The organism is Pseudomonas sp. LRF_L74 (assembly GCF_965644255.1).
In the GTDB taxonomy this organism is placed as follows: Bacteria; Pseudomonadota; Gammaproteobacteria; order Pseudomonadales; family Pseudomonadaceae; genus Aquipseudomonas.
Genome location: NZ_CBFFRH010000005.1, coordinates 186,487 through 204,229 on the forward strand (window position 1 = coordinate 186,487; position 17,743 = coordinate 204,229).

13 protein-coding genes and 2 pseudogenes are annotated in these 17,743 nt (G+C 60.1%); 10 read left to right on the forward strand and 5 right to left on the reverse strand.

Annotated elements, in window-relative coordinates; genetic code table 11:
- Nucleotides 1–10 precede the first annotated feature (10 nt).
- The 7 genes from tssE (at nt 11) to ACSZPK_RS14485 (ending at nt 10,087) form a co-directional block, all read left to right on the forward strand.
- Nucleotides 11–451 carry a type VI secretion system baseplate subunit TssE gene (gene tssE, locus ACSZPK_RS14455; RefSeq protein WP_437882167.1) on the forward strand — a complete coding sequence of 147 codons (441 nt, stop codon included), beginning with the start codon at nt 11–13 and terminating at the stop codon, nt 449–451.
- The gene (gene tssF, locus ACSZPK_RS14460) at nt 435–2,222 is read left to right on the forward strand and encodes a type VI secretion system baseplate subunit TssF (protein ID WP_437882168.1); all 1,788 of its coding nucleotides are present in this window, start codon (nt 435–437) and stop codon (nt 2,220–2,222) included. The genes tssE and tssF overlap by 17 nt, the downstream gene beginning before the upstream one ends.
- Complete coding sequence (gene tssG / locus ACSZPK_RS14465; protein WP_437882169.1) at nt 2,186–3,205, forward strand: type VI secretion system baseplate subunit TssG; 1,020 nt, start codon at nt 2,186–2,188, stop codon at nt 3,203–3,205. Before tssF ends, tssG begins: the two co-directional genes overlap by 37 nt.
- Nucleotides 3,205–5,754: a type VI secretion system ATPase TssH gene (tssH, locus tag ACSZPK_RS14470; RefSeq protein WP_437882170.1), complete on the forward strand. Its 2,550-nt coding sequence runs from the start codon at nt 3,205–3,207 to the stop codon at nt 5,752–5,754. Before tssG ends, tssH begins: the two co-directional genes overlap by 1 nt.
- A gap of 82 nt (nt 5,755–5,836) precedes the next feature.
- Nucleotides 5,837–6,445, forward strand: coding sequence for a hypothetical protein (locus ACSZPK_RS14475; RefSeq protein WP_437882171.1), 609 nt, complete (start codon nt 5,837–5,839; stop codon nt 6,443–6,445).
- Nucleotides 6,446–7,530: 1,085 nt separating this feature from the next.
- Entirely contained in the window at nt 7,531–9,537 is a 2,007-nt protein-coding gene (tssI, locus tag ACSZPK_RS14480; RefSeq protein ID WP_437882172.1) for a type VI secretion system tip protein TssI/VgrG, read from the forward strand.
- A 7-nt stretch (nt 9,538–9,544) separates the two neighbouring features.
- Entirely contained in the window at nt 9,545–10,087 is a 543-nt protein-coding gene (locus ACSZPK_RS14485) for a toxin-antitoxin system YwqK family antitoxin (protein ID WP_437882173.1), read from the forward strand.
- Here ACSZPK_RS14485 and ACSZPK_RS14490 read toward each other — a convergent pair whose 3' ends face one another.
- Both ACSZPK_RS14490 and ACSZPK_RS14495 read right to left on the reverse strand, forming a co-directional pair.
- Complete coding sequence (locus tag ACSZPK_RS14490; RefSeq protein WP_437882174.1) at nt 10,088–10,483, reverse strand: DUF4280 domain-containing protein; 396 nt, start codon at nt 10,481–10,483, stop codon at nt 10,088–10,090.
- Nucleotides 10,484–10,892: 409 nt separating this feature from the next.
- Entirely contained in the window at nt 10,893–12,230 is a 1,338-nt protein-coding gene (locus tag ACSZPK_RS14495; RefSeq protein ID WP_437882175.1) for a PLP-dependent aminotransferase family protein, read from the reverse strand.
- Between the two features lie 91 nt (nt 12,231–12,321).
- Between ACSZPK_RS14495 and ACSZPK_RS14500 the strand changes: the two genes are divergently transcribed.
- From ACSZPK_RS14500 to ACSZPK_RS14510, 3 genes and pseudogenes are all read left to right on the forward strand, one after another.
- Nucleotides 12,322–13,482: an MFS transporter gene (locus tag ACSZPK_RS14500; RefSeq protein WP_437882176.1), complete on the forward strand. Its 1,161-nt coding sequence runs from the start codon at nt 12,322–12,324 to the stop codon at nt 13,480–13,482.
- Nucleotides 13,483–13,677: 195 nt separating this feature from the next.
- Nucleotides 13,678–14,073 (forward strand): YqcI/YcgG family protein, encoded by a 396-nt coding sequence (locus ACSZPK_RS14505; protein WP_437882177.1) that lies wholly within the window; start codon nt 13,678–13,680, stop codon nt 14,071–14,073.
- Nucleotides 14,057–14,293 (forward strand): annotated as a pseudogene (locus tag ACSZPK_RS14510) (IS30 family transposase); the annotation flags it as partial. The gene ACSZPK_RS14505 and the pseudogene ACSZPK_RS14510, both read left to right, overlap by 17 nt.
- 7 nt (nt 14,294–14,300) lie before the next feature.
- Here the strand turns inward: ACSZPK_RS14510 and ACSZPK_RS14515 are convergent.
- From ACSZPK_RS14515 to ACSZPK_RS14525, 3 genes and pseudogenes are all read right to left on the reverse strand, one after another.
- A pseudogene (locus tag ACSZPK_RS14515) lies at nt 14,301–14,771 on the reverse strand (IS3 family transposase); the annotation flags it as partial.
- A gap of 338 nt (nt 14,772–15,109) precedes the next feature.
- Nucleotides 15,110–16,615 carry an efflux transporter outer membrane subunit gene (locus ACSZPK_RS14520; protein ID WP_437882178.1) on the reverse strand — a complete coding sequence of 502 codons (1,506 nt, stop codon included), beginning with the start codon at nt 16,613–16,615 and terminating at the stop codon, nt 15,110–15,112.
- Nucleotides 16,616–16,628: 13 nt separating this feature from the next.
- Complete coding sequence (locus ACSZPK_RS14525; RefSeq protein WP_437882179.1) at nt 16,629–17,741, reverse strand: ABC transporter permease; 1,113 nt, start codon at nt 17,739–17,741, stop codon at nt 16,629–16,631.
- Nucleotides 17,742–17,743: the final 2 nt, after the last annotated feature.

The following is a 17,743-nucleotide window of genomic DNA, read 5'->3' on the forward strand; positions in this document are numbered from 1 at the left end:
CCGCCGCTCCATGCCATACAGCGGACTGCTGCCCCCCCTGTTCGAGCGTCTCTCTGCCCAGGCGGACGAGGCGCCGGATTTCGACAGCGACGGCCTCGCCGAGTCCGTGCGCCTGGAGCTGGCGCGCCTGCTCAATACCCGTCGCCCCCCTCGTACTCCTGGTCGACCGCTCACCGTGCTGGACTACGGCATTGCCGACTGGAGTGCCCTGCAGGCCCTACGGGCCGATGACCGCCGGCACCTGTTGCGGGAACTGCGCGCCGCCGTGCAGCACTTCGAACCACGCCTGCAACTGAGCGAGATCGACGTCGAGGCCCTGCCCGACCAGCCCCAGCGCCTCGGCATCCGCCTGGCCGGCCAGTTGCGCAGCGGCCAGCGCACCTGGCCCGCCCTGTTCCTCCTCGCCCCCGGCGACGACGGCCTGGAGGTGCGCCGTGAGCGACTCGATTGACGCTGACCTGCTGGACTACTACCAGCGCGAACTCACTTGGCTGCGCCACGCCGGCACCGGCTTCGCCCAGCGCTACCCCAAGGTGGCGCGGCGCCTGGAACTCGCCCCCGGCGAATGCCCGGACCCCCATGTCGAACGGCTGCTGGAGGGTTTCGCGCTGCTCAGCGCGCGGCTGCACCGACGCCTCGACGATGACTACGCCGAATTCAGCGACGCCCTGCTGGAACAGCTCTACCCGCTGGTTCTGAGGCCCCTGCCCTCCTGCGCCATCGTGCAGTTTGAGCCCGACCCGACCCAAGGCAACCTCGCCGAGGGCTACAGACTGCCCCGCGACACGCCGCTGTTCGTCACCACCCGAGACGGCGCCAGCGTGCACCTGCGCACCAGTGCCGAGGCGGTGCTCTGGCCACTGCACATCCGTGAGGCAACCCTGCTGGACGGCGACGCTGCCGTGGCCCTCTCCGGCCACCCGCGTGCGAACTCGGCCTTGCGCCTGACCCTGGAATGCCTCGGTGAATTCGACTGGGCGCAACTGCCGGTGCGCCGCCTGCGGGTACATCTGGCCGCTTCGCCGATGACCAACGCCGCGCTCTACGACCTGCTCGGCGCCCACAGTCTCGGTATCTGGAGTGGCGCACCGGAAAGCCCGTTGCAGGCGGTGCCCGGCGAAATCGCCCCGGTAGGTTTCGCCGACGATCAGGCGCTGCTGCCCGACGAGGACGGCCAGCACCCTGGCCTACGCCTGCTGGCGGAGTACTTCGCCTTCCCCGACAAGTTCGCCTTCTTCGACCTGCCGCTGCTACCGCCGGCCAGCGGCGGGCGTGATTGCCAAGTGCTGATTGCCTTCGACCGCGCCCCGGTAGGCCGGCCGCCCCTGCAGGCCAGCGAGCTACGCCTGGGCTGCGCCCCGGCCATCAACCTGTTCCCACGCACCTCCGAGCCGTTGCGCCCGGACGGCACCCGCAGCGAGTACCGCCTGGTGGCCGACGCCCACCGCGAAAACAGCGTAGAGATTCACAGCATTCGCGGCCTGCGCGCCGCCACCCCGCAGGGCGTGCGTCGCGTGCCGGCCTACTACGGCCATAGCCACGGTGGCGAAGGCCTTTACTGGCACGCTCGCCGCGTGCTGGGCCTGAACCCGGCACAACCCGGCAGCGACCTGCTGCTGAGCCTGGTAGACACCGCCTTCGACCCGTTGCACGACGCTCCTGAATATAGCCTCACTGCCGAACTGCGGTGCACCAACCGACACCTGGCCGAGAACCTGCCCGCCGGCACCCGCCTGGGCTTCGAGCGTCCCGGCCCGGTGGCCCTGGCCAGCTTGCTGGCACCGCCAACGGCGCAGAGTCTGCCGCGCCTGTCCGGCCCCTCGCGCTGGCGTTTGGTGTCCCAGCTGAGCCTCAACCACCTGTCCCTGGTGGAAGGCCCCGAGGCCCTCGACGCGCTGCGCGAACTGTTGCACCTGCACAACCTGCGCGACGAGGCTGGGCCACGCCGCCAGGTGGACGGTCTGCTGGAACTCGCCTGCGAGCGGGTGGTGGCGCGGGTCGGTGAGGACGCCTGGCGTGGCTGGCGCAACGGCCTGGAAGTGCGTATTCGCCTCGACCCGCAGCATTTCGCCGGTAGCAGCACTGTGCTGTTCTCCGCCGTGCTGGCGCAGTTCTTCTCCCTCTATGCCACACCCAACCGCTTCGTACGTACGGTACTGGTGGATCACAACAAGGAGGTGCGGACATGGCAGCCCCAGGCCGGCAAGCCCCTCAGCCTCTGAGCCGGCACCTGCGCGAGAAACCCCAGGCCTTCGAATTCCTCCAGGCCCTGTTGCTGCTGGAGCGCGAACGCCCCGACGCCACGCCCCTCGGCCAAGGCAGCAGCCCGGACGAGGAAGCCCTGCGCCTGCGCGGGCCGCTCACGCCGACCTTCGCCGCCAGCCAGGTGGAGCGCCTGGAGGAGCCGTACGGGCAGCCCCCCGTCCTGAGCATCGCCGTGTTCGGCCTCGGCGGCCCCGACGGCCCGCTGCCCTACGCCTACCAGGAATGGCTGCAACAGCGCGCCCGTCACAAGGATCATGCCCCGGCGGAATTCCTCGACCTGTTCCAGAATCGCCTGCTCGCCCAGCTCTACCGGGTGCTTGGCCGTCACCGCCTGGCCCTCGGCTTCCAGCCTCCCGAGCAGGCTCCCGTGCACCCGCCGCTGCTGGCCCTGGCCGGCTTGCTGCCGCGCAGCCTGCAGCAACGCATGCGTCTGCCGGACGCCGCCGTGACCGCTCGGGCTGCCCTGTTCAACGGCCCGCGCCGCTCCCTGGCCGGTTTCGCCGTGCTGGTACGCCACCAGTTCGGCGTGGCGGTGGACTACGACGCCTACCAGGGCGCCTGGCGGGAAATCCCCCCGGCCAGCCGCAGCCGCCTGCAGCGCGGTGGCCGCAATCTCGGCCTGGGGCGTGACGCCATCGCCGGCACCCAGGTGTGGGACGAGCACGCCGGCATCCGCCTCACCCTCGGCCCGCTGAGCACCGAACAGGCCAACGCCTACCTGCCTGGCGGCGAGCAGCACCAGCGCCTCGCCGATCTCGCCGGGCTCTACCTCGGCCCGGATCTGGACTGCCACCTGCGCCTGCTGGTGCGCCCCGGTGCGCCCCTGCGCCTGGATCGCCGGCAACCGCCGCGCCTGCGCTGGAGCGGCGGCCTGCACCTGGCCGCCGGCAGCACCCTGCAACGCATCGACACCCGCCTGCGGCTCGAGGAGATATCCTGATGGAACTCGCCGCGCTGATCGGCCGCCTCAACGCAGACAGCCGCCGCGCCCTGGAACGGGCCGCCCAGCGCTGCCTGCAGCGCACCCACCACTACGTGGAGATCGAGCACCTGCTGCTGGAACTGCTCGATATAGAAGGCGGCGACCTGGCCTGGCTGCTGCCGCGCTTCGGCCTGGAACGCGACAGCGTCGCCACCGAGATCAACCGCGCCCTGGAACTGTTCAAGGCAGGCAGCACCCGTACCCCGGCCCTCTCCACCCAGACCATCGGCTTGCTCGAAGACGCCGTGGTGCAGGCCAGCGTCCTGAGCCAGGCCAGCATCCGCTCCGGCCTGCTGCTGCTGGCCCTGCTCGACCGCGACGAACGTCGCAGCCTACTGCTCAACAGCGCCTCTTCGTTGCTGCGTATTCCCCGCGACGCCCTGCGCGCCAACCTGCTGGAATGGACCCAGGAATCCCGCGAGCACACAGGCGGCCCGCGCCCGGCGGACAAGGCCCGTCCCGCCCAGGAAGCCTCCCAGGACAGCCTGCTCGACCAATACACCCAGGACCTCACCGCCGACGCCCGCGCCGGTCGCATCGATCCCATCGTCGGGCGCGACGGCGAAATCCGCCAGAGCATCGACATCCTCCTGCGCCGCCGGCAGAACAACCCGATCCTGGTGGGCGCCCCCGGCGTCGGCAAGACCGCGGTAGTCGAAGGCCTGGCCCTGCGCATCGCCGCCGGTGACGTGCCGCCGCCCCTGCAGGACGTGGTTCTGCGGGTGCTCGACCTCGGCCTGCTGCAGGCCGGCGCCGGGGTCAAGGGCGAGTTCGAACAACGTCTCAAGGGGGTGATCGACGCCGTGCGCGGCAGCGAGCAGCCGATCATCCTGTTCATCGACGAAGCCCACACCCTGATCGGCGCCGGTGGCAGCGAAGGCGGCAGCGACGCCGCCAACCTGCTCAAGCCGGCCCTGGCCCGGGGCGAGCTGCGCACCCTGGCCGCCACCACCTGGCTGGAATACAAGAAGTATTTCGAGAAGGACCCTGCCCTGGCCCGCCGCTTCCAACTGGTGCAGGTGGAGGAGCCCGACGAGGCCACCGCCGTGGAGATGCTTCGCGGCGTTGCCGCCAAGCTGGAACAGCACCACGGCGTGCAGGTGCTCGACAGCGCCATCCAGGACGCGGTCAAACTCTCCCACCGCTACATCTCCGGCCGCCAGTTGCCGGACAAGGCCATCAGCGTGCTCGACACCGCCTGCGCCCGGGTCTCCCTCGGCCAGCACGACGTGCCACCGCCGCTGGAAAGCCTGCGCCACCGCCAGCAAGCCCTGGGCGAGGAACTGCAGCGCCTGCGCCGGGAACAGGCCACCGGCCTCGACCACCGTGAACGCATCACCGCGCTGGAGCAGGAATCCGCCGACAACCAGACCGCCATCCGCGAGCTGGAAACCCGCTGGGGCGAAGAACGCGAAGCCGTGCGCGAACTGCTGGAAGCCCGCCGCGAGCTGCTCGCCCTCAGCGAAAGCGCCGACGCCAGCCACCCCAACGCAGCCCTGGACGAGCGCATCGACCACCTCGCCGCCGAACTCACCCGCCTGGAAGCCGGCCTCGACGCCATCCGCCAGGACGACCCCTTGGTACCGGAACAGGTGGATTCGCGCACCGTGGCCGCAGTGATCGCCGGCTGGACCGGCATCCCCATCGGCAAGATGCTCGCCGACGAAGCCTACGCCGTGCGCACCCTCGGCCAGCGCCTGGGCCAGCGGGTCATGGGCCAGGACAGCGCCATGGCCACCATCGCCCAGCGCATCCAGGCCTACCGCGCCGGCCTCACCGACCCAGCCAAGCCGGTGGGCGTGTTCCTGCTGGTCGGCCCCACCGGCGTCGGCAAGACCGAGACTGCCTACGCCCTGGCCGACGCCCTCTACGGCGGCGAGCGCAACCTGATCAGCATCAACCTCTCCGAGTACCAGGAGGCCCACACCGTCAGCCAACTCAAGGGCGCCCCGCCCGGCTACGTCGGCTACGGCAGCGGTGGCGTGCTCACCGAGGCGGTACGCCGCCGGCCCTATTCCGTGGTGCTGCTGGACGAGATCGAAAAAGCCCACCCAGACGTGCTGGAGGCCTTCTACAACGTCTTCGACAAGGGCGTGATGGAAGACGGCACCGGCCTGGTGGTTGACTTCAAGAACACCGTGATGCTCGCCACCAGCAACGTCGGCGCCGAACTGGTGCTGGACACCCACACCGACCAGCTCGGCGGTGACGCCTTCAACGAACGCCTGCACAAGATCCTGCTACAGACCTTCCGCCCCGCCTTCCTCGCCCGCATGACCGTGGTGCCCTACCGCCCTCTGGACGAGGCGACCCTGGAAGGCATCGTCCTGGCCAAGCTGGAAAAACTGCGGGAGCGCTACAAGGCTGCGACCGGCAAACAGTTCGATTTCGATCCGGTAATCGTTAGGGCCGTACTCGCCAAGTGCAGCTCGGCGGGGGCGCGAGATATCGAGAATGTGCTGATGGCGCAGGTGACGGGGAAGTTGGCGGAGTGGGTGTTGGAATGAGGGAAACCACAAAAATTCAAAATAACGCCCCTAACACCTCTATATAAACACACTTTATAATTAGCTAAAAGCAAGGAAAAAAATGAAAACGATTGAGGCGCTTGATCATTTCTTCGAAAGCGACAAAGTCTATTTGATATTGGGTGATCCTTTTCACGGAAGCAACAGCCTGATGACATTGCTAGAATATTGCAACAAAAAAAACCTCACTTCTAAAGATGGAAATAATTACCACATAATCATAGAGTCCCCTCCTGAAATATCAAAAACAATGCTAGATGAAGTTATAGCCCTGCAGAGAAAAGGGTTTTCAATAATCCCAGGCGAAAATGAGATTACCGCCCCAAAGCAAACTACAGATGAGTGGCTAGAAAACGAAAGGGTTCCAGTAGCTAACGACTACTGGACCTCCCTGGCAATAAGCAGCGCCAATAAAGCAAGCAAAGTAATCATTTGCTGCGGAACTTCACACGTCGGTCCGTCTCAGGAAAAAAAAGGCCCCCGTAAAGAGGCGGGGTTGATTGCGCGACTGGCCGATAAATCAGTGGGTTACGCTGTAGCTTATGGGGAAGGATTGTACACACCAGAAGAAAACATGGGATCATGGCAATACCAGCCGATTAAGCGCATTGCCCCACTATCAGAAGATAGCGACTCAGACTCTGATTCAGAGTCTGACTTCGAACCATAAAATAAAAGAACTTACTATTTGCGTACACAAAAGCATACCTTTATTCGTGCAAACATTGGAAAAGTGGACAGATTTATTTGTAAAGAAAGAAGGGATAGATCTAAATGGCACTTACTTTGCATTAACCGATTGATCTGAAATAATAAAGGCTGCTCTTAGGCTATGATGATAGCTGCAAACACACACCAAGCCCAAGGAGCAGCAGCCATTACTGGTACGAAAACACTCTTCCGCTCGGTCTGAGATCAGAAAGAGCGAGCATCCGAAGAGAGCAAAGTAAGCGCCATTCATATTTGCCATCTTTTCCATCTGAGCAGACGGCCAAGTTGGCGGATATACACATACGGCACCGTGAACACTTCACGTCAGATAGTTAACTGTTTCTACTGCACACCCAAGCCCATGAAGGCCATTAAATAAAGCGTACAGCAAGATGCTAGTAAAAAAACAGAATCACACGGACTCATGCGGAGCTGCTTGCTTATTAGTAGCTGCTAAAGAGCTTGGAATAGATCGAACCCCTGACGACATTGAGCATCTCTGGTTCGGTAAAACGCTATCTCTTGACATGACAAGCGAGACTGAAATTTACCATCACACTACTAATGGAAAAGCCTCTGGTTACTCTATGCCAAGCGCACTGGCCTCAGCGGCAAAAGACCTTGGTTTTCACGTAAAGCTATACTTGGACGGATCGATCCTCCCTAGGTTTTTAAAGTGGAAATACCCAAATGAAGAGTCCAATTGCAATAACGCCGGCATCGAAGTCATTTATGCGAAGCCAGAACCAGTAGATGAACACTCCCGGCTATTGTGCGTGGTCGCCATAGGCGGACTAGGCCTGCATTACGTACTTCATCGTTCCAACGGCAGTTACATGGATCCCGCCTATGGCACTAACTACACCGGGTCACTTTGGGGTATGGGCCAACTTCGCATCTTCCGATATATAGATACTGGAATCTATGTGCATGTAACAATAAAGAACACTATTTTTATGGTCTAAGCAGGACATCTATGTTTCTGCATAACATGTGAGAACTGGGCAACTGTAATAGCCTCTCTAAAAACAAATCGAGATCCCCATGCCCCGCCCAACCGACACCACAGCCACCCTCTCCATCACGTCGATCGCCCTGGCGGATTTGTACCCGGAAATCCTCGTCGGTGAGGAGATGTTAAATGCGCTGGGCAGCCTGCGTTTGCATGGGTGTAGCGCCACGACGCTGACCCTTGCCGATTCGGTGGCGTCCCATATCACGGCGACGGTACATAACGATGACTTGCTGCGCCCAGCTGATGCGCTGTGTGCAGAGATTCGCCAGTTGCCGGCTGATGCCACCGCCGAGCGCTATCTGGTAGTACTGCGCCCCTGGCTCTGGTGGCTGACGCTGTCCAGCAATAACCGGGTGTTCCAGAACCTGTCCACCAGCGACATCGTCACCACCCTCTTCAAGGCCCACGGCTTTACCGACTTCACGCTGTCGCTCACCGGCAGCTACGAGCCACGCGAGTACTGCGTGCAGTACGGCGAAACCGATTTCGCCTTCGTCTCGCGGCTGCTGGAGGAGGAAGGGATCTTCTGGTTCTTCACCCACGAAGACGGCAAGCACTGCCTCGTGCTGGGGGATAGCAGCGATGCCTTTCCGCCGATCCCCAACGGGCCTAAGGTGCCTTACCTGGGCCAGGGCATCGGCGTGCGCGAGCTGCATGGCATCCGCTCGGCGCAGTACAGCGTGCAGGCGGTGAGCGGGGTGTACAGCGCAACGGACTACGCCTTCACCACTCCAACCACCTCGCTCTACAGCCAGGCCGAGGCGGTAGCCGGGCCGCTGTCGATGTACGAGCACCCGGGCGGCTATATCGCCAAGGCGCGGGGCGATGCGCTGACCAAGCAGCGTGTGGATGGGTTGCGCAGCCAGGAGAAGCGCCTGATCGGCGAGAGTGACTGCCGCTGGCTGGTGCCCGGCCACTGGTTCACCCTCACCGGCCATGACGACGCCAGCCTAAACATCGACTGGGTGGTGACCTCGGTCACCCATGACGCCAGCCACGAGCATTACCGCAACCGCTTCGAAGCCATCCCCAAGGCCACCGCCTACCGCCCTCCACGGGTCACGCCCAAGCCGCGTATGCACACCCAGACCGCGCAGGTGGTAGGTAAGGCCGGCGAGGAGATCTGGACCGACCAGTATGGCCGCATCAAGATCCAGTTCCCCTGGGATCGCGACGGCAAGAACGACGAGACCTCGTCCTGCTGGGTGCGCGTGGTGCTGCCCTGGAGCGGCAAGGGCTTTGGTATGCAGTTCATCCCGCGCATCGGCCAGGAGGTGATCGTCACCTTCATCGACGGCGACCCGGATCGCCCGCTGGTAACCGGCTGCGTCTACAACGGCGACAACACCCTGCCCTACGCCCTGCCGGACAACCAGACCCAGTCGGGCATCAAGACCAATTCCTCCAAGGGGGGCGGCGGCTTCAACGAGCTGCGTTTCGAGGACAAGAAGGACGCCGAGGAAGTCTTCCTCCAGGCGCAGAAGGACATGAAGGTCAACGTGCTCAACGACAGCAGCGCCACCATCGGCCACGACGAGACGCTCACGGTGCAGAACGCCCGCACCCGCACGGTGAAGGAAGGCGACGAGACCGTCACCCTGGAGAAGGGCAAGCGCACGGTGACCATCCAGACCGGCAGCGACACCCTCGACGTCAAGGACAGCCGCACCGTCAGCGTCGGCGCCGACCAGACCCACAGCACCGGCGGCAACTACAGCCACAAGGTCAGCGGCAACTACGAGCTGACGGTGGACGGCAACCTCACCATCAAGGTCAGCGGCACCCTCACCCTGCAGAGCAGCGGCAACTTCACCGCCAAGAGCGAGCAGAACCTCACCACCCAGGCTGGCATGGCCCTCACTGACAAAGCCGGCACCTCGCTCACCAACCAGGCCGGCACCTCACTGGACAACAAGGCCGGCACCACTCTGACCAACGACGCCGGAGTCAGCCTCACCAACAAGGCCGCCGCCGAACAGACCGTGGACGGCGGCGGCATGCTGACCATCAAGGGCGGTCTGGTGAAGGTGAACTGAGTCGTCCATGGCCAGCGGAAACCTCGACCTCAGCCGCGGCGACAGCCGCCTCCAGGGCAAGCTGCAGGATGGCGCCCTCGACGGCCTGGTGCGCATCCAGGAAGCCGGCCGCCCCCAGGCCCAACTCGGCTACGTCAACGGCGTGCTGCACGGCACCAGTACCCTCTACCACCCCAACGGCCAGGTATCGGCACTGCTGCCCTACGTGGACGGGCGCCTGCAGGGCGTCGCCCAGTACTTCGCCGCCGAAGGCTGGTTGCAGCGTAAGGTTGGCTACCGCCAGGGGCTGATGCACGGCGAAGCCAGCAGCTATTACCCGGACGGCAGCCTGGCCGAGCTGGAGCAGTACCGCGACGGCGTGCGCGACGGCCTCTACCAGCGCTTCCACGGCAACGGCCAGGTAGCGCACCGTAGCCGCTACGTCAAAGGCAAGCCACTGGACGAAGGCCAGGGCTTCGCCGAAGACGGCCGCCCCCTGGACGCCGACGGCAAACCCATCTCTCGGCTGCGCTGGTGGTGGCGGCGTTGGCAGGAGTCGGCCGAGGCCTGATCAGGGAATCAGCATCTGCACCTGGCCGGGCATAACGACCTTGATCACACCAGCCCAATTGCACATCAGTGTGCCATTGGAGTCGAGCGAAGGCATGTTACCGAGCAACATGGTCGGTGGTCCGCCCGGGATCCAAGGTGTCGCTGTTGCCGGTATACAAGGCATGGGCGTCAACACACCCAACGCTGCTGCAGTCGAGGCAGCGACCATGGGATTGGCAAGGCTCTGGCACATGCCGAAAGGCAGGATATTCACCAGCGGGATGTGATCCATGATGTTCGCCGCAGGCATGCCCGCCGTGAGCGTACGGCTCTGCGGCAACACACTCAACATGCTAGGGGCGACACCAAAACTGCACTGCAGTGTGGCACCGCTGCATACCTGTGGACAGCCCATTGATACCCTTCCCGTTACGGTTCTATGGCTTGGCTTATAGGCTAGTTGAAGTTCCCATCAGCGATGCGAAGATCTTAGAACCTGTTCACGATCTTTTGAGCAGCATTGCCAAGATGGCCAGATGGATGGACTGCAAACTTACGACCTGACGGAAGCCGGCGAGGCACTGGCAAAACAACTGAACCGTCCCGCGTATCGCGGAGGTTGTTTTGTTTGAGTCAGGCTGCAACTGATATTGCTGCCTGGCTCTGTTCGTATGGTGCCTCAAACTCGGCTGGCGGCCTATTTCCAATCGGTTCCTACGCCCTCCTCTTTAATATCTGAATTGCTACTCATTTAAGTAGAGGAATTACTGAAACATTAAGCTCACAAGAAAAACTCCAAAATAGCGAATACAATAAATCTCAAATCATTTTGCTAGCTTATAACCCGCGATAATCTGCTCATAAACAATTTCAAATGCGTTTCTTAGCTGCTGCTTTGGTATCCCTCCAAAAGCAATTCGTAATGCTTGCGGAGCCGCCTCGGTCACAGAAAACGGATCTCCTGACGAAACAGCTATTCCTTGAGCTTTGAGTCGCGTAATGATCGGCTCTGCCCGTTGACCGCCAGCAAGCGGTAGCCACGAAAAGCTTGCATTTTCATGGGATACAATCAGCATATCGTTAAAAACTTCCCTGCAAAGGTGCTGACGAAATGCCCCATCCATCCTTCTACTCTCTTCCGCTATCGCCAGCGTTCCATCCTCGATCCACCCAGTGACAAGTGCCGATATCAATGCTGGCGTATTCCAAGTTGTCGCTCGAATCGCGAGAGTCATTTTGTCTAAGTATTGATCAGGACTTACTAAATACCCGAGTCTCAAGCCAGTCGCAAGACTTTTACTAAAACCTCCGATATGAATCGTACGTTCTGGAGCAAGCTCAAGAAGGCACGGAGGCGGATCAGACTCTAAAAAAGCGTAAGCACTATCTTCAATAATCAGTAGATCATGACGACGAGCGACATCAACTAGACCGAGACGTGTTGCCTTATCCATCACAGATCCTAGTGGATTGTGGACGGTAGGCATCAGATAAATAGCCTGGAGTTTCTCTTCACGACACTTTCGATCTAGAACTTCAGGACTCATGAAGCCACCCACCCCCTCGATGGGTACAAGTCTAAGTCCGTTCAGCGCCGCCGCTGATTTAAAGCCAGGGTATGTAAGAGTGTCAGTTCCTACTGTATCACCTCGCCTCAGCAGAGCCAGCACCGTTAAAGCCAGTCCATGCTGCCCACCCGAGGTTATTAGCAAATGCTCGGGATCAACAGCACCAAGCCTCGCTAGGTATGAAGCAATGATCTTGCGTTCATGATACCGCCCGCTATGTGGCTGGTAGCGGAGCATTGCGTCGAGATCACCAGCTGATGCTAAGCGCTTCAGCCCCGCTCTGAGGATTTCAGAATCGCCGACATCACCCGGCATGTTGAACACAAGGTCTATTAGGCCCTCGGCGGCGGTCTGCTCAACGCCCAACGTAAGAGGAAGACCAAGATCACGCACAAAGACGCCTCGACCTTTCTCGCCAACAATCAGACCTAATCTCTCGAGTTCTTTATACGCCCTGGTCGCGGTGGCAAGCGCTACCCCGTGCTTCTCAGCGAAAGCTCTATGTGTTGCAAGCCGTGTCCCTGGAGGCATTGCTCCGGATTGGATGTCTTCAGCGACTAAAGCTGCGAGTTCTGTGTACTGAGCCTTGGGCATCGAATCACCGTATTTAGTACAATTTAATAATTGCACTGCATTGAAATATCATGCTATCTAGCTGTGACTGTAACGAGGGATCGTCGCGAACATGCCAAATTCATACTCAACAGTACTTCTAGCCATCTCGATATTTACGGCGACATTCGCAGTAAACCTCCAAACGCCATTATATGCAGCCTACGCTGCAGAAAGCGATGTAGGTGCTACAGCAGTAACCATCGCCTTCGCTGCCTACGTCGCCGGCTTGATGCCAACGTTGATCTTCATGGGGGGATTGTCCGATCGTATAGGTAGACGGTTGCCAATCGCCCTATCGCTTGTACTTGGGGCAATTGCTACGTGCATACTTGCTATATACCCTGTCTGGGAAAGCTTGGTTACTGCACGAATCCTGCTTGGAATAGGCACTGGTCTAGCAACAACTGCTGGGACTGCCTATATGTCGGAGCTGTTGCACAGAGATAGGTCAGGTCTTGCTGCTCTAATCGTCACCGCTGCAACGACCCTAGGTTTCGGTGGTGGCGCGTTAGCTACCAGCGTAAGCCTTGGCTTACAAGGATATACATTGATTCCTGGAAGCTTTGTATTGCTCATAGTCATTGCGCCGATCTTGGCTGTTCTAACGCTAAACCTTCCAGCTGTAGACACTCCAAATAGAGAATCACTTATAAGGCTACCTGTTTTTCCTAAAGCAACCTGGGTATATGGTGTTGCAATGATAATCGCCTGGTCTACTAGCGGCGTAGTAATCGCTGTAATTCCCTTAGCCCTAAATCAGATAGGTATAAATGGCTGGACTGGTTTGGTAGTTTTCCTATCAATCTGCACAGGCTTCTTGTGTCAGTTTATAGCCCGACGGATGAAAAACATCACGTCACTTGCTTTTGGAATACTGCTCACTCCGATTGGGTTCTCAATTCTTCTAATAGGAGTCTTTAACTATTCGATTGCGCTCATTCTTATAGGCACTGCGATTACGAGTTCCGCAAGTTACGGCTTCACTTACCTAGCAGCCTTATTCGAAGTCACGTCCAAAGCGCCCCAAAATCGTGCGCGCGCGACTGCTGGACTGTTCGTATATGCATATGCGGGGTTTTCTATTCCTGTTATAGCAAGCGGGGCATTAGCCGATAGAATCGGAATATTCTCTGCCATGATTATATTTGCAGTAGTTCAAGTAATAGCTTCCATTGCAACAGTAGTAACTTTGTCGATTCAGGCAGCATACGCCACACAAGAACTAAGTTAAGCAAGCGTCTTCTTCGACAGTAAATCTGGAATCCAATAACGAATTTCCAATTTGAGACAGGAGTCTATCTGTGGGCAAGTCAATCGTGCACCCAAAATTTGAAAATTTGATAAATCAGTCTGAATTAACGACTAGTGCAACGGGATGGCACGCTGAGGTTCTAGAAGACCTTGAAGCCAGATTAAATCGAACTCTTTGTTTTCATGTGTATTTTCCAAGAATGCATTCCGCAAGGAACTTCTGAAGTTTATATTTGTTGAAGATATTGACTCTAACGGACTCCAAGTTCTCGCAGACGGGCTTTCTGAGTATGTTTCAGCATCAAGAGGATGGGATGGGGATATCGATACTGCATACCCACTCTTGATAGCATTCTCAATAACAGCCATCTGCGTAGACACTGTTGATAAGTACCACTCTTTCGGATGGGATACTCTTCAAAAACTTCATAAAATTGATCCAGCCCCTTGGCCCGATTTTGCCTCGCGAGATCCTGAATCTCCAAGTTGGTCGATGTGCTTCAGTGGAATGCCATTGTTTTGCAACATGAGCAATCCCGCCCACAAACTTAGACTTTGCCGATCCTCATAGCCCATGGCAGCGCGGTACGAACGAAAATACAAACGGTCTTCTGAGGCAATACGTCCCGAAAGGCACCGACCTATCTCGATGGAGTGCTCAAGAGATTCAAGCCATAGCCCGTACGCTGAACAACAGGCCCAGAAAAACATTCGGCTGGAAAACACCTGCCGAAGTACTGAACAACTATCTAAAATCTATTCAGCAACCCAGTGTTGCGACGACCGGTTGAATCCGCCTTGCGAGCCTCTGTCGCTGTGATGAACCAACCGGTGAGGCTCAGGCCGGCGTGCGTGAACTGCCTGTTCGAGCGCATCCAGGACAAACTCCGTACGCATGTGTCGGCTGACTCGCCAGCCAACGATGAAACGCGAATAGACATCCACGATAAACGCGACATAGGCGAACCCCTGTCAGGTTGAAACGAACGTGAAATCGGCGCCCCAGAGCTGATTGGGACGTTCGACACTGAACTGGCGCTTCACCAAATCCCTGGGAGCTTGTGTGGTTTTCACCGTTTTGCCGCGTGTCACGCCGCAGAGCTCCATCTCACGCATCAACCGCTCCACTGTGCAGCGCGCCACTATCTGGTGTTAGCGATGCATCTGTCGCCAGATCTTCCTGGCCCCATAGACCTCGTAGTTTTCCTGCCAGACACAGTGAATCTGTACGGCAAGTGCCTCGTTACGAATCTCTCGCTCCAGCTCTTTGATCCGAGGATCGGCCGGTACGCTAGGTGCTGCGGGAGAAAAGGCCTTGCGGATCAAGTTGCTCAAGATCTGGGCTGTACATCCGATCTTGCTGACACCGCCTCGATGGATGCTCACTGAGAATCGTGCAACTCGCGGACTTCGTAGACCATCCGCACGGCACGCTCACGGACTTCGGGGGAAAATTTAGGTGGCTTTGGCATAGTGGCTCCAGTTTCTCAAAAGATGGAGCCTCCGCGATACCTGGGGCGGTTCAGTCCAATCCCTTGGTCGCAGGGATTGGAACGTGAAGCCGCGTGCCACTCAAATCAGTGGACACGTCGAACTTGCCCTTACAGTCAGTCCGTCAGTGCCCGCTTCAACTCTTCCTGCGCCTTGTCACCATCCGCATTGCCGATCGCTCTATTCACCATTATGTAGCGCGCGTACAACGTGCCTTCGCTTGAAACCAGGTCGCGACGGGCTTGCAGGTAGCCGCGCTGGCTATCGAGCACGCTGAGAAAGTCGGTGCCGCCGCCGTCGTAACGGGCCTTGGCCAGTTGGTAGGCTTGCTCGGCGCTCTGCGCGCGCAGGGTTAGCGCGTCTGAGCGCTGGCGTTCGGCCGTGTAGGCAGTCAGGGCATCGTCGACCTCCTGCCAGGCTTTGAGCACCGTTTGCTGGTAGTCGACGGCTGCTTCCTGCTGTTCGAGCTCTCGCAGTTGCACCACGCTTTTACGTCGGCCGTGGTCGAATAGCGGCAGGTTGAGGCTGGGGCCCACGGACCAGGTGCGACTGCCCCAATCGGCAAACTCGCCGCTCAGGTACGACTCGTAACCAAAACGCGCGCCCAGGCTGATGCTTGGATAGAGTTCGGCCTGGGCAATTCCTATATTTGCCGTGGCGCTGTGCAGCCGAGCCTCGGCAGCACGGATATCCGGGCGGCGCACCACCACTTCCGAGGGCAACCCCAATTGCAGGTCCGGCAGCGCGGTCGTTATCGCCTGACGGCGTGGCGCCAGCAGCTCGCGCAACGCGCCAGGCTGTTTACCCAGCAGTAGGGTGAGCTGGTTGCTGCTCGCACCTTCCTGCGCCAGCAGGGTTGGCAGTTGAGCTTTCAGGGCCGCCAGGTCGGCGCGCTGGCGCTCCAGGTCGAAGTGATCCACCAGGCCACCATCGACTTGGGCTTGCAGCAACCCGAGGCGGTCTTCCAGAGCAGCGATGTCTTCGCGGGTAAGTTGGATTTGCCGTTGGCTGGTACGCAGTTCGAAGTAGGTGCGCCCTACCTCGCAGGTCAAGCTGAGGCGCGCCAGGTCGAGCAGCGCGCGCTGGGAGTCGATATCGGCATCGGCCGCTTCGATGGAGCGGCTGATGCGTCCCCACAGGTCCAGCTCCCACGAGGCGTCGATACCAGCCTGGTACAAGTTGAAGGGTTCGCTCAGTTGCTTGACTAGCGGGGCGGGGTCTTGTGCGATCGAGCCGATCAGCCGCGTGCTGGCCCCGGACTCACTCTGGCGCTCGCGGGATACGCCGCCACTGGCATCGAGCTGTGGCCCACGTTGCGCCGCCACGGTGCGGCGTTGGGCGCGGGCCTCGGCGTAGTGCAATGCGGCGGTGCGCAGGTCCGGGCTGGTGGCGAATGCCATCTGTTGCAACTGGTCGAGCACCCGGTCGTCGAGTACCAGCCACCATTGCCCAGGGAGCGTTTGCCCGCTGACGGCGGGCGTAGGCAGCTGTGGGTCGGCGCTGTGCCAACTGGCCCAGTCCGCCGGAGCCGCAGGTTTGGGCTTGGCGAAATCGGGGCCGACACTGCACCCCGACAACGTCACTGCAATCAGGCAGGCTGCAAAACGGCGATATTCGGACATAAAGGACCTACGCTCAGGAAAGACGATTGCGAAACAGCCAGGCCGCCAACGGCAAGGTCACGGCGGCCACCAGCAACATGGGCACGAAGTCGAAGGCAATCTGTGTAAACCCGGCGCCTTCCAGATAGACCCGGCGCACCAGGTCGGTGGCAAAGCGCAGCGGGTTCAGGTAGGTGCCGATCTGCAGGGCCACGGGCATGTTGTTGACCGCAGTAAGCAGGCCGGAGAGCAACATCATCGGCATGATGATCAGGAAGGTGTAGAGCATCGCCTGCTGCATATTCAGCGACAGTGCCGAGATCGACAGGCCAATACCCACCGCCGCGCCAGTAAAGACCAGAAGTCCCCCGTACAGCAGCAACGGTGAACCGGCCATGGGGATCTGAAACCAGAAGCGGATCACCAAGAGGATGAGTGTCGACTGCGTCAGGCCCACCAGAATCGCCGGCACGGCCTTGCCCAGCAGAATCTGCATGGGTGTCAACGGCGTGACCAGCAGTTGATCGAAAGTGCCCTGCTCACGCTCACGGGCCACCGACAGCGCCGCCAGCAGCAGGGTTTGCAGCATGCTCAGCGAGGCGATCAGCGCCGGCATCAGGTTCCAGCGTGACTCCAGATTAGGGTTGTACCAGGCCCGGCGCTCGACATTCACCGCCGCCACGCTGCCGCGGGTTTGGTTGAAGGTGGCGACGATGGCACTGATCTGCGCCGAGGCCGCCCCAGCCGTGGAGGAGTTGCGGCCATCGAGGATTACCTGCAAAGGCGCAGCCTGCCCGGCCGCCAAGCGTGATTCGAAATCGGCGGGGATGCTTAGCACCAACAGCACGCCGTCGTCATCGATGGCACTGGCGATCTGCTGCGAGGAGTCCAGCACCCGCTCGCGCTTGAACACGCCGGTGCCGTCGATACGGGTCAACAGCTCGGTGACGGCGGCGCCCTTGCTCTGGTCGATCAGCGCGTAAGGCGCGTAGGTCAGGTCGTAGGTGGCGCCATAGCCGAACAGCAAGGCCTGGATCAAGGCCGGGGCAATCAGGATCACCCGACTGGACGGCTCCTTGAACAGCGCCAGCAGTTCCTTGCGCACCAGAAAGCCGATAGCGACGAGGGTTTCGAGTAATTCACGCATGG

Coding starts and splice junctions, on each gene's coding strand:
- tssE (WP_437882167.1), top strand. CDS start 11: ATGCCATACAGCGGACTGCTGCCCCCCCTGTTCGAGCGTCTCTCTGCC.
- tssG (WP_437882169.1), top strand. CDS start 2,186: ATGGCAGCCCCAGGCCGGCAAGCCCCTCAGCCTCTGAGCCGGCACCTG.
- tssH (WP_437882170.1), top strand. CDS start 3,205: ATGGAACTCGCCGCGCTGATCGGCCGCCTCAACGCAGACAGCCGCCGC.
- ACSZPK_RS14475 (WP_437882171.1), top strand. CDS start 5,837: ATGAAAACGATTGAGGCGCTTGATCATTTCTTCGAAAGCGACAAAGTC.
- tssI (WP_437882172.1), top strand. CDS start 7,531: ATGCCCCGCCCAACCGACACCACAGCCACCCTCTCCATCACGTCGATC.
- ACSZPK_RS14485 (WP_437882173.1), top strand. CDS start 9,545: ATGGCCAGCGGAAACCTCGACCTCAGCCGCGGCGACAGCCGCCTCCAG.
- ACSZPK_RS14490 (WP_437882174.1), bottom strand. CDS start 10,483: ATGGGCTGTCCACAGGTATGCAGCGGTGCCACACTGCAGTGCAGTTTT.
- ACSZPK_RS14495 (WP_437882175.1), bottom strand. CDS start 12,230: ATGCCCAAGGCTCAGTACACAGAACTCGCAGCTTTAGTCGCTGAAGAC.
- ACSZPK_RS14500 (WP_437882176.1), top strand. CDS start 12,322: ATGCCAAATTCATACTCAACAGTACTTCTAGCCATCTCGATATTTACG.
- ACSZPK_RS14520 (WP_437882178.1), bottom strand. CDS start 16,615: ATGTCCGAATATCGCCGTTTTGCAGCCTGCCTGATTGCAGTGACGTTG.
- ACSZPK_RS14525 (WP_437882179.1), bottom strand. CDS start 17,741: ATGCGTGAATTACTCGAAACCCTCGTCGCTATCGGCTTTCTGGTGCGC.